This window comes from Pseudoalteromonas sp. McH1-7 (assembly GCF_013366255.1).
Taxonomy (GTDB): Bacteria; Pseudomonadota; Gammaproteobacteria; order Enterobacterales; family Alteromonadaceae; genus Pseudoalteromonas; species Pseudoalteromonas peptidolytica.
In genome coordinates, this window is record NZ_JABWPQ010000007.1 from 23891 (window position 1) to 35375 (window position 11485).

The 11485-nt window shown below is 41.3% G+C and carries 11 protein-coding genes; 2 read left to right on the plus strand and 9 right to left on the minus strand.

Annotated features, from left to right (window positions below):
* Positions 1-51 precede the first annotated feature (51 nt).
* Positions 52-960, plus strand: a complete 909-nt coding sequence (yhdJ, locus tag HUZ36_RS06640; RefSeq protein ID WP_147389016.1) for an adenine-specific DNA-methyltransferase — start codon at positions 52-54, stop codon at positions 958-960.
* On the opposite strand, the gene HUZ36_RS06645 is transcribed toward yhdJ, so the two are convergent.
* Positions 949-1980, minus strand: a complete 1032-nt coding sequence (locus HUZ36_RS06645) for a type II restriction endonuclease (RefSeq protein ID WP_147389015.1) — start codon at positions 1978-1980, stop codon at positions 949-951. The two genes, yhdJ and HUZ36_RS06645, sit on opposite strands and share 12 nt — an antisense overlap.
* Positions 1964-2209: a helix-turn-helix domain-containing protein gene (locus HUZ36_RS06650; protein ID WP_128730151.1), complete on the minus strand. Its 246-nt coding sequence runs from the start codon at positions 2207-2209 to the stop codon at positions 1964-1966. Before HUZ36_RS06650 ends, HUZ36_RS06645 begins: the two co-directional genes overlap by 17 nt.
* Positions 2210-2863: 654 nt before the next feature.
* Between HUZ36_RS06650 and HUZ36_RS06655 the strand changes: the two genes are divergently transcribed.
* Positions 2864-3610: a hypothetical protein gene (locus HUZ36_RS06655; RefSeq protein WP_176032413.1), complete on the plus strand. Its 747-nt coding sequence runs from the start codon at positions 2864-2866 to the stop codon at positions 3608-3610.
* Between the two features lie 43 nt (positions 3611-3653).
* Here HUZ36_RS06655 and HUZ36_RS06660 read toward each other — a convergent pair whose 3' ends face one another.
* The 7 genes from HUZ36_RS06660 to HUZ36_RS06690 form a co-directional block, all read right to left on the minus strand.
* Positions 3654-4715, minus strand: coding sequence for a DUF6765 family protein (locus HUZ36_RS06660; protein WP_176032414.1), 1062 nt, complete (start codon positions 4713-4715; stop codon positions 3654-3656).
* Positions 4716-5048: 333 nt separating this feature from the next.
* Positions 5049-6128 carry a prohibitin family protein gene (locus HUZ36_RS06665; RefSeq protein ID WP_176032415.1) on the minus strand — a complete coding sequence of 360 codons (1080 nt, stop codon included), beginning with the start codon at positions 6126-6128 and terminating at the stop codon, positions 5049-5051.
* Positions 6125-7786, minus strand: coding sequence for a cyclic peptide export ABC transporter (locus tag HUZ36_RS06670; protein WP_176032416.1), 1662 nt, complete (start codon positions 7784-7786; stop codon positions 6125-6127). The genes HUZ36_RS06665 and HUZ36_RS06670 overlap by 4 nt, the downstream gene beginning before the upstream one ends.
* Positions 7787-7939: 153 nt before the next feature.
* Positions 7940-8116, minus strand: coding sequence for a hypothetical protein (locus tag HUZ36_RS06675; RefSeq protein WP_167508250.1), 177 nt, complete (start codon positions 8114-8116; stop codon positions 7940-7942).
* A gap of 78 nt (positions 8117-8194) precedes the next feature.
* The gene (locus tag HUZ36_RS06680; protein ID WP_176032417.1) at positions 8195-8755 is read right to left on the minus strand and encodes a YcjF family protein; all 561 of its coding nucleotides are present in this window, start codon (positions 8753-8755) and stop codon (positions 8195-8197) included.
* Between the two features lie 266 nt (positions 8756-9021).
* Positions 9022-10398 carry a serine hydrolase domain-containing protein gene (locus HUZ36_RS06685; protein ID WP_176032418.1) on the minus strand — a complete coding sequence of 459 codons (1377 nt, stop codon included), beginning with the start codon at positions 10396-10398 and terminating at the stop codon, positions 9022-9024.
* A gap of 86 nt (positions 10399-10484) precedes the next feature.
* Entirely contained in the window at positions 10485-11453 is a 969-nt protein-coding gene (locus HUZ36_RS06690) for a TauD/TfdA family dioxygenase (protein WP_176032419.1), read from the minus strand.
* Positions 11454-11485: the final 32 nt, after the last annotated feature.

The window sequence follows — 11485 nt, forward strand, 5'->3', positions numbered from 1 at the left end:
TATTAAAATGTAGACTATGCGTCACGCTTTTATGTTCCTTTGAGTATTCTAATGGCCGCTCGATTTGATGTTATAAATCAAACTTTTTCAGATGAAAATCAAAAGATTATTCACGGTGATGTCCTGCTGGGTTTAAAAGCTATTCCTGACGAATCAGTGAACTTAATTTTCGCAGATCCACCGTATAACATAGGCAAAGATTTCGATGGTTTAAAGGAAAAGTGGACTGAAGAAGATTTTCTTGCATGGTGTTACGAATGGATTGATGATTGCTTTAGAGTACTCAAGCCAAATGGAACATTCTATTTAATGAATAGTACCGAAAATATGCCCTTTTTGGATATTTACTGTCGGAAACTATTCACTATAAAAAGCAGAGTGATTTGGAGCTATGATAGCTCTGGTGTTCAAGCAAAGACATACTTTGGATCTATGTATGAGCCGATATTAATGCTTACTAAACACCCTAAAAACTATACTTTCAATCATGAAGATATATTAGTTGAGGCGAAAACAGGCGCTAAAAGGCAGCTAATAGATTATCGAAAAAACCCTCCTCAGCCTTACAATACAAAAAAAGTTCCTGGTAATGTTTGGGAGTTCCCGAGAGTTAGGTTCAAGATGGATGAGTATGAAAATCATCCAACCCAAAAACCAGAATCACTGCTTGAGCGTATTGTAAAAGCATCTTCAAACGAAGGGGATTACGTCCTTGATCCGTTTTCAGGAAGCTTTACCACGGGCGCTGTTGCAAAGCGCTTCAATCGTAAATTTATTGGTATCGAGATCAATGAAGAATACGTGAAAATGGGAATTAGAAGACTCGAGCTTCCATCCCATTATTCTGAGCAAGAACTAGCAAAAGAGAAAAAAAGAAAGACCAATAATTTATCCAAAAAAAATAGGCAGAAAGAAGCTGACACAAGTGCCTCGCCACAGCAAAACCCTTTAATCAGATAAACTAAACTCGAGCTTATAGCAGTTGATAATAATTTGTTTCAGCTGCTCAATTGAATTGTTATCTGTAGAAAGTTCTTGGAGGTAATCACTTAGCTCATTTAAGGTATATATATCCTCAAATAAAGACATATAAAGCTCCACTTTTAGCTCATCCATTTCCCGGCTGGCCTTAAGCCTAATTTGGCTCTGTACTTCATCTACACTTAAGCTTGTCTTCACCACAAAACTCAGAGGAAACCGGTTCACCTTATCAAAATCTAAAAAGTACTTTTTGAAATCGATACCTTCTGTAACTTGAAAAAACTTTCCTATTGGCTTGAGTACAAAGTCGATACCTCCATCATTAGCGTTAGTTCTTCCGGTTTTATAAAGCATTAATGGGCTAGTCTCAATTTCACCGGAGCTTGTGGAGAATGAAGCTTTAATTTTCTTGAAAGACAAATGTAAGATAGCGAAAGAAACAATTTCAAAAACTCTTGCATCTGAGGTGGCATTGAAAGCCTTAACTATTGTTTTTAGTATATCTTGCTGAGTATTAGCGGATGAAATTTCAGTTAAAAATGCAATCTCGATTTTCGCGATAATTGACGCATATGTAGCAACCACATCTACCGCAAATTTAGCCACGGCTTCAGGTTTATCTCCAGCTTCACCCAAAATAGCTTCCGATACTTTCCGGTTAGAGCCATCTATGTCCATGATTTCTAAATCTGTTCGGTATTTTTTCTTAAATTCGCCATTTAATCTGTTATCCAGATGGTGATTTTGAAGTTTACTTCCATAGGGCTTCTGTCTAATCCTACGCAGCAGAGATGTGGAAGATGAGCCATTCTTTTGTCCAGCCACATAGTCCTCACAAATCACGGATATCGTATAAACCGCGGCCCAATTTCTTCTAGATTTGCTATTCCCTTTTACAGCTCGAGTCTTAAACTCAAGAAACTTTTTTAATAATCCAGTTTTACTGACACCGTGCTTTTCTGCTAATTCATCCACAAAGTGACTATATGGGCTTGTCATTATTATCCTTACTCTTAAAATTCATGAGCTCTGACGCTGAAGACTGCAAAGAATCAGCAAGCTTTAAAATGTTTAACAGACTGATATTTCTTTTGCCCCGCTCTATTCCGCTAATATATGTTCTATCAAGCTCACACAGAGAAGCTAGCTCCTCTTGACTAAGGCCTAGCTTTAGCCTCAAGCTTTTAATATGTAGTCCAAATAGCTGGAGAATTTTTTCTTCGTTCATGATAACCCTCTAATGCTAAAGGGATAATTTACCAATGTAGACAATGTGTCTACGGACTATAAGTCACATTACGTGTGGATTTTGTAATGAAGATGATGGGTGAGGTTAAATACAGCATTTTTCACATAGTGCTGGTCACCTCACTATGTATAAACTCCGGCCGGCATGATTAAAAAAGCTCAAAAACAGGCGTTGGTAGCTCTACATTCTGCAAATCAAAAATAGTTTTTGCAAAAAGTGAATGTTTAGTCTGCAATTTAAAACGGTAAATTATGATTAGCCCGCAACAATATTCAGCTTTTCAACAACACCAAAATGAGGCTAGAAAATAGTAGATTCTTTCACATCTCATAATTTACCACTGGAAGAGTCATAAGCGCATAAAGCTTTTTACCCAATGTTGGCGAATAGAAATGATTTCCCACATCAACATACTGTCCACTTCCTCTCTAATAACTCAAATCTCTACCCACTTGAACTCCACTCATCTAGCGTTAGTGAAGTTCTAAGCCTTCATACTCACTTCACATATCGTTCCAGATTGCAGTTGCAGTAATTAGATAGTTGCTAAAACCCGAAAAATCAAAAAGTTGTATGTAATTACATTTACCTTATATTGGAACTGAATAAAAAATAAACTGTAAAGGAGAAACTATGGTTACATTCAACACTCGACTACTTGCGATGGTATTGGCTTGTAGTTCCACTTCTGTTTTTGCTACTCAGGTATTTTATGATCAAGATGGCGCGGGAGATCATTCGCAGTATCAGGGCGCACCTGTTGATTTTATCTCAGCTCGTGCAGGTACAACAGAGTACTTTAATGCACTCATAGGTGGCTTAACAGTGGATGAGTGCCATCAATTTGAAGTGGTTAATACACAAACTGGCAATTTGATTGCTCCTCTGACATTCAACACGCCCTTTATTTCTGGCCCTATTCCTGCGGAGCATAAGCTAACAGAAAAGTCGCTTAAACTCAGCTGCATATTACCTTCAGGTGAAGAGGCGATAGTCTACCACAAGATACCTAAGGCTCCCGCCGTTGCATGGCACAGTGAAATCAAAGTGGCTGATTGGCAAACGCCGAGTAATGGTCCTGGGTATTTTGCAGATGTTCAATATACCGGCTTGATTAATATTAATAACAACTCGCACCAAGGCCAGTGCCGAAAGGCCAATTATGTCGGTGGTAACCCAACATTTTTCAATGAAAGACATCAAGGTGGGTTTTATAGTGATGTCTTAAATGTTGCGGGTGAGGCTAAATACAGTGGTTTTTATAAAGTACTGGTGACAGAATTAATTTGTAAAAACTCAGGTGGTACAACTCGCCTCGTCGAAACTTGGCATATTAACCAAAACTCACAATCCCGTGAACTTTCTTCCGAGCTATTTTAAACACAAGAATAGTGCAGCCTAGCTGCACTTACTTTACTGAAGCTTAGCTGACACAAATCCCATATCTAGGCAAAATATCATCAATTACACAGAGACGATGCTTTTTAGCCGCATCATGAAAATACTTCCAATTAGAAGTTAAAAATTCACGGCGAAATGGATAGCTATCGTCATCACCTTTAGCACGTGTCGTGCCTAGCGCTTGATGCTTCCACGACCCTTCGCCTTTGGCAATATAAGTAAGTGTGTATGCACCTAGGCCAAATCTATCGGTTTTGATTGCATCAAGCCACAATTGGTGGCGCACTTCACCATCATCCATATTAAATTCAATAAAGCACTGTGCTATTTCTTGCTTTACTGACTCACCCAAGCCTGTTATCTCTTTTCCCCGATAAGCTTGATAGACTTTGCACAGCTCATCAGCAGCAACCAGAAAATCGCTTGGGTTATCTCTTACTACTTTCTCATCCAAACCGTTGATATAGCTCCACACTTGATGCGGCTGATCTGGGTGAGACAGTGCCTGCCCATGTCCAAGGCTTGGAATATCATCTTGAAAAATATCTGAAAAATATTCACTGATACGCTCGCTCCATGTTTCTTCCGCTTCGCCATTTAAGTCTTTTATTTCATTAACTTTATTGACTTTATGTTGTATTCCAGCAAACCCTTGATGGCCCCATGTATCGATGAATACATGAGAGGTAATACCTAGGCGATGTAATCCATATGGCCTTGCCTTATCTGCGATACATTCAGTAATCATGTCTTTTGCTACATATGAATGCGGTTTACAGACCAGTTTTTGAATAAAACTGCCGGAGGGGTTTTGTCCAGCGGGCAACCCTCCATTGCCTGGTAAAAAATGAAAAGGCACCCACACTTTCATATTCTTCAGGCTGTCGAGGTTTTTATAATCAAGCATTTTATGTGCGGTAGCGATACGCTCATAGGCCGCCCCGTTATCAAACTCGATATGACCGTAATTTGTTGCATCGTCTACATATTGCGACGCGTGAGCAATAATTTCAGCTTCTTGTTCAGTGAATCCCGCAGCACGGGCAACAACCCATGTCATACCATGGTGTAAATCAATTTGCATTTTTTATTATCCTTGCCTTTTCTCACGCAACACAGTGTAGTGCGTGAGAATCAAAATGTAACTAACTTAGGGCTAGGATAGGCTATGAGCGACCGTATTGCAGTGAGGCTCACTTTGGTCTCTTTTACCAATTTGACTTAATGCTTGCTCAATTTGAAGGAGTAAATCTGACGCTAATAGCGTTAAAAATTTCTTATTTAGAACAACTAAATAGCAAATTTTTAGCCTTACCTACGTGGATGTAGGTACCTTGGCGATAACAGGACGCGGTAGCGGGGTTATCGACAAGGTTTTCTCGCCTCAAAATAGACCACCTAATTAAGAAAATTGGTATTATTTTGGTTTAGTAATGGCATTGGGGGTTTGTGGTTCTTGGTTTTGCGGATCCCCTGCCACTGGCTGCACCGAAGCAGGTAAAGCACTTTCCCCATTTTCAGTGTTTAAAATCAGTGGTAACCCATCTTTTCCACTACCAATAACCACCACTTTTGCATTGTTCGATTTGGCTAATTCAATGGTTGCTTCTATGCCGCGCCATCTTAGGTAAGTTTCAGAGATCCCCCCACTCACCTTCTCTTGAAAATCAGCTATCCCCATGGCTTCAACTTTCTTTCGCTCTGCTTCTTTTTCAGCAACATCCAAGCGCATTTCGTACTCTTGATACAAGTGCATTTGGTTTACTTTCGCTATAATTGCATTATGCACCCCTTCTGGAATATCTACATGGCGAATTAGCATGTCGTCTAGATTTACCAAATTATGCCCCTGCATCTCGCTCTTTTCTTGCTTTAGTATGGTTTTTTCTTGCAACTGAACCTCTCTCAGGACTGTGCTTAACAGCTTATCTTGAATCTTTAAGCGTTGATTTGCGTATACTTCCTCGGCGGTATAGTCAGAAACAATCATGCGCACCGCAGATGCAACTTCTGGGATCACAATTTCATCTAGATAGTCTTCCCCAACTAACTTGTGTAAATAAGGAATATGCTCCACGACGGGGCGGTAACGCACCGTTATTTCCATTTTTATCCTCAGTCCCTCAGAGGTAATAGCATGGATCTCTGTGGTGGTCGTTTGGAAGCGGCTGGAGTAAATCGTCAACGTATCCCAGGGGTATACCAAAACTGTCCCTTCATAAAACGGGTGCTCAACATACGTGCCGCCAAAGCGCTTCCATATCACTCCCACCTGCCCTGAATCTATTTTTATAAAGACAACTTTGACCAAAACAACGGCGATAAAAAGCAAAATTAGTAACGTCACACCAGCACGAAAGCGCCAAGACAATATGCGTTTATGCCATTTGGGTTTATAGCACTTTAACGCCCGCATAAACAAGTTTGAAAGAATAAGTGCCAGTACGACACCACCAACAGCATATAAACCAAAATCTTCAGGGATAGTAACATTCATGATAGCACTCCATTACTTTCACTATCTTGATGGGTAAATAGTTGTCCTTCTTCCATTTTTAAGTGTGTATCAGCTAAGTGGAAGTAAGCATCATCGTGAGTGATGGCGATAACCGTGTTACCACGTGCCTTTAAGCGTGGTAACACTTGTTCGTAGAATTTGCGTCTAAAGATAGGGTCTTGATCTGCCGCCCACTCATCAAAAATGTAAATAGGCCTATTTTCTAAAATAGTGCTCAGTAGCGCCAATCGCTTTCGCTGCCCTGATGACAAGTCAATGGTACTAAACGCCCCTTCTTGAATACTGACTTTGGCACGCATCTCCAGAAAGTCTAACCACTCGTCTATTTCTTGAGCACTCAAATCACGAATACCATAGAGCTGCTGGAACAAATGAAAATCGGCAAAGACAGCGGTGAATAAACTTCGATATGCGAGCCGATTATCATCAGTCACAGCTTGACCATTTAATAAAATTTGTCCGCCTTGAAGCGCATATAAACCTGTCAGCATACGAATAAATGTGGTTTTGCCACTACCATTTCCACCGGTAATAAAAGTGGTTTTCCCTTGCTCGAATGTAATATCAACAGGCCCTACGGAAAAAGGGCGGTCACTGGATTTCTTCTGGTGCTGATAAAACGCGCCTTGCATAGCAATGGCTTTAAATGATGTGAGGTTTTCGGTAGATTTCAGCCTCTCGGTATGCTGTTGGTCTGCTATCGTTTTAAGATCACGCTCTAGTGCCAAGACATTTTGCGCCGCCTCGGTTGCGGTTGTGAATACTGGGATCCCACCAACAATGCTGGTAATTGGACCGATTAAAAATAACGATGCAGTAGTGACTTTGATCACGACATCTGTATAGACATCGGATAGCATAGGAACAATAAAAACCATTGCACCGGTTGCGGTAAAAAACGTTATTTGTGACAAAATAAAGTCTGTCGCAAACAGAGTTTGTGTTTTTGTCTTCGCTCGCCTAGCACGATTAGAATCGCGACGATATTCCCGCTCTAAGTCTTCTGCTCTTGGCTCACTCAGCTTTACTTCTTTAAAGCCATCAAGCAAATCAGATAAGCGCTGAATAAGCTGGTTTTCACTGTCAAAGGAGATCCGCATGTTGCGCTGAATCTCATTCGCTCTTAAGCGGTGTATACTGGCACCCACCATGATAAGTGTTGAGATAACCATAAAGGCTACAAATGAATGCCAAGCGATATAAAGCGATGTGAAGAATACTAAACTAATAGACTGACCGATGATCACAAAAAGCTGCGCCGATTGAGATATGGTTTGGAGTTCTTTACTTATCGTATTGAAAATCCGTTCCTTACCAACTTTTTCCAGTGTTGATAACTCAGTGTGGCGAATGCTTTCAAATAAATCGACCCTCAGTTTATCTATGGCACGCTCAACCATTTGTGCAGCCTTGGTCATTAAGCGTTGCTGAGTCAAACCATAAATCGCAATAGTGAGTGAAAACAACACAAGATAATAGAGTATGTGGTTTTCTTTATTTATGTCAGAAATATTGGCTGCTACGTTGTTGATAAGTGCAAGCACCAGCGCATTAGCCAAACCAGAAATACACCCAAGTGCAAAAAAGGTCCGTTTTTTTATCTGAATATGTCGGCGAATTAATTCGTACAATACCATTATTATTATCTTTTATTGTTATTGGGCTACTGCCCGCGCATGCAATTAAGCATAGTCCCTAAAAATAAAAACCACAGGTCAAAAACAAAAGAATATCGCTTTAAAACATCTGGTTATATTGATATCTAGTTAAAGCCGTGACAACAGAAATGGCTATTCTTCATCTTGCTCGGCTAATGGTTTGCGCCTTTGCCCAACGAGTAAAATAATCAACCCTATAACAGGCGTGAACATCAATGAGATGAGAAAGAATCCTACCGGCCCCGCAAAGGTGTGACGCCCCCAATACCCAGTTAAAACACATAACACTAAATACAACGCAATTAACATAAGTTGCTCCAAGTTGTGATTGACGACAAACGGAAAATAAACCAGCAGTTGCCTGCCGGTTTATTTCAGCCAGTATCGTTATACTGTGGCTTTATCCGCTGCAGCGGTTGCGTCCGCATTTCCCTTATTTGCACGATACTTAGCTGCAATATCTGCGATATCCCCTTTCATACTTGCTAAATTCAGGTTTATCAGCGTACCGCCATTTTCAAAGTGTCGAACAAACGTAGAGCCCACTGCATGTGTTGATGCCGCAGACACTATTGGCATAAATGCGATTGCGCTTAACGTACCAATCACAGGAACCGCCTTCAAAAAGCTGCTTAGTCCCGCGCCCCCTAAGGTTTGTGGAAAAGAGCCGCCGATCAATGCGCTTACTGTGCCACGCAACTTATTGTCTCCGTATGATTGACCATAGACTTTCGCGACTTCGCCTATCATCTTCATTTGGATCCCCGTCAACGCCACTAAATCAACCGCAGGCAAGGGAATAAACCCAGAACCAAACGACCATTTGGTGTATTTGTCGACAATCAGCTGAGCAACGGCTGCTCTATCTTCATCAGCAACAAGTTGTGGTTCCTGTTGTTCTGGCGCTTCGCTTACCTTGTCGTCCTTCGCTGTTTTTGTCACTGCCATAATTCATCCTCTATGATTTACTTAAACAGTTGTCGAACCCATCAAGTGCCAACACGGCACTTGCCCTAGCACCCATAATTTCACAAGCTATGCTCATTCAAAGATGGGCTTTACTACCTTCATTAATCATGAAGAAGTAAACCTAAGAACAACCAAGGATTTGCACAGTGTCACAAATACAGCTGAGCGAAACGTTGCCACCTACCACAGGTGTTCTATTAATTTGTTTAACCGAGCATCAGAGCTCGATGTTTTCTCTCACCGCGTTATGCCTGATTTAAATCTTGCTGACATTCCTCAGTGCGGTGTTTATCACTATAGAAGATAATGTTGCGGATCTCATCGGCGATACAATCTGACTCAATCCCTTCTTTTACATAGTTGCTAAACACCATGATGCTTTGATCTCGTTCCAGTAAACGAGTAAAACTAGTCACCCATGAATAGGGGTAACTTCCTGAATACTGTAAAAACTTTTCATACATTCTAAGGTTAGCGTCTGCTGGGTTTTCGGGGCAATTTGCTACTTTGCCATACTGGTTAGGGTCGACGTAGGTTACAAACCAACCATAACCATAATATTCACACTCTGTGCTACTGCCGGTATTGGAATAGGGTGCAAAAGCTGCCAGTTTTTGGGCATCACTTAAGACCTGCGTACCATATAACCCTTGATCCCACTTGTGCATATCCTCTACGGTCGAATATAAATCTCCGGCAGAGTAAAGCACTAGCGGATTACTGTAAGGGTTAACCAAAATATCTTCATAGGGGGCGGGCCCGCCTGTAGCTGGAGGGCGGCCATTCGCTAGAGGTAAATACTGGTTTTGGTTGTAGATATAACCTGTGGTCATATTCGAATACACACCTATCGCGCTATATGAGCCACTGTCAGTCATGTTAAGCGGGTTTAGAATTTGCTCTTGAACGATATTAGCAAACCAATACTCACGACCAATGTTGCCCTGTTTACCTGCAGCTAACTGCTCGATAATGTTACCAATAAGATAGTAGTTACAGTTGCTGTATTCATACTTACTGCCGGGCGTGAACGAGGGGGTACCACTTTGCCCAGCTTCAGCACCACAAGTACAAAAGCGATTACTAAAATCTTCTGGTCCGTTAAGGTCTAGATTTGAGTCATATAAATAGGGTCGCCAACCATAGTTGTCGTACACCGCTTCGTTGTCACTGTAGTTATTGATCCCAGATGACATGGTAAGTAGGTGATGCAATGACACATCTGCGCATTGATTATCTGGATACCAAGGCAAGTGGTCGCCAATGGTTTCCTGCCGTAAGTCCTTACCATCTAACATATTCATTAGAATAGCGGCCGAAAACGCTTTGGTATTGGAGCCAATGCGATACTTCGACTTCACACTGTTCGCGACATCATACTGCATATTTTGTGGCCCGCAGTGATGCTGGTAAATTACTTTATCAACTGACGTAATATAAATAGTGCCAAAGAAAAGGTTCGCATCGCAGTACTCTTTCACCACCGCTGCTATCATTTCTAATTGATTAGGCATGATGGTGTGATTATCCGCGATACTTTTTTTCTGCAAACAAGATGCAAGCGCTAGGGTAATGCAAAATAGCATCATCAGTCTTAGTCGCAGTTGTATTAGCCATTTCATTGTTCAAATTCCTTACATTGCCAACCACGTAACCACTAACAAGTGTTATTGCCCAGCTTTCACTGGAAAAGATTAATATTAACCAGTTAAGCCGAGGCTATTTTCGCCATGCCAACTAGCACTTTTCGAGTACCTGTATAGGCCTCTCTGCCATGGGTAAACAGCATATTGTCCAATAGCAAAATATCGTTTTTTTGCCATGGGTAGGCAAAAGTCAGGTCGCGATAAACTTGGTTAATCATGGCAATGTCTTGGTCGCTAATCTCACTGCCATCACCAAAAAAAGCATTGCGTGGTAAAAATTCGCTGCCGATACTGTCACGCATTTGCGCACTGAGTTGATTGTCTAGGCTTGAGCAATGAAACAAGTGAGCTTGATTGAACCATACCTTTTCACCACTTTTTGGATGGCGCATAACGGCTGGACGCCATTGCTTAGTTTGTAGCCTTTTATCATCAAGCCAAGTAAACTCGATTTCATTTTGTTGGCAATAGTGCTCAACATCTGTCTTACTCTCAGTCTGGAAAACTTCTTGCCAAGGTAGGTCAATATCACCGTAGTTACGCACATATTGCACGCCTAGGCGCTCAAACTTATCTCTTAGCTCAGCTGGAATATGGCGGTAGACTTCACGACTATCAGCAAGGGGGGTGCATCCTCCCGTGGTTGCTGGGATCACACAAAAGAACCCCATTCGCATCGGCCACACATTGGAATAGGCATTCTCGTTATGTTGAAGGATCACTTGATCAGCATGGTACTCAGTCGTGGTATAAATATTGTTGTTCAACGCGGTACGAGGAGAAGAACGATAAATATACTGGCTTAAACGCTCACCAAATAAGGTCTCAAGTATAGTGCTAAACTGATTTGTGCTCACAATATTTAAGCCACGCAGTAGTGCAAAACCATCTCGCTCAACCCAATTATTTACCTCTTGAACGTGACTTTTCACCCATGCCATGCCGCTTTGTTTAACCTCAGATAAGTCATGTATCCGCGGGTCTGCTGCAATCGTTGTCGGATCCAATTCCAAAGAAAGTGCGTGATCCATTGTTTTCCCATCCTTAAAAGTAAGTACTTTCG

What these genes read in the sequence shown, in the direction of transcription:
- yhdJ (WP_147389016.1), top strand. Translation starts at nt 52, where the DNA reads ATGGCCGCTCGATTTGATGTTATAAATCAAACTTTTTCAGATGAAAAT.
- HUZ36_RS06645 (WP_147389015.1), bottom strand. Translation starts at nt 1,980, where the DNA reads ATGACAAGCCCATATAGTCACTTTGTGGATGAATTAGCAGAAAAGCAC.
- HUZ36_RS06650 (WP_128730151.1), bottom strand. Translation starts at nt 2,209, where the DNA reads ATGAACGAAGAAAAAATTCTCCAGCTATTTGGACTACATATTAAAAGC.
- HUZ36_RS06655 (WP_176032413.1), top strand. Translation starts at nt 2,864, where the DNA reads ATGGTTACATTCAACACTCGACTACTTGCGATGGTATTGGCTTGTAGT.
- HUZ36_RS06660 (WP_176032414.1), bottom strand. Translation starts at nt 4,715, where the DNA reads ATGCAAATTGATTTACACCATGGTATGACATGGGTTGTTGCCCGTGCT.
- HUZ36_RS06665 (WP_176032415.1), bottom strand. Translation starts at nt 6,128, where the DNA reads ATGAATGTTACTATCCCTGAAGATTTTGGTTTATATGCTGTTGGTGGT.
- HUZ36_RS06670 (WP_176032416.1), bottom strand. Translation starts at nt 7,786, where the DNA reads ATGGTATTGTACGAATTAATTCGCCGACATATTCAGATAAAAAAACGG.
- HUZ36_RS06675 (WP_167508250.1), bottom strand. Translation starts at nt 8,116, where the DNA reads ATGTTAATTGCGTTGTATTTAGTGTTATGTGTTTTAACTGGGTATTGG.
- HUZ36_RS06680 (WP_176032417.1), bottom strand. Translation starts at nt 8,755, where the DNA reads ATGGCAGTGACAAAAACAGCGAAGGACGACAAGGTAAGCGAAGCGCCA.
- HUZ36_RS06685 (WP_176032418.1), bottom strand. Translation starts at nt 10,398, where the DNA reads ATGAAATGGCTAATACAACTGCGACTAAGACTGATGATGCTATTTTGC.
- HUZ36_RS06690 (WP_176032419.1), bottom strand. Translation starts at nt 11,453, where the DNA reads ATGGATCACGCACTTTCTTTGGAATTGGATCCGACAACGATTGCAGCA.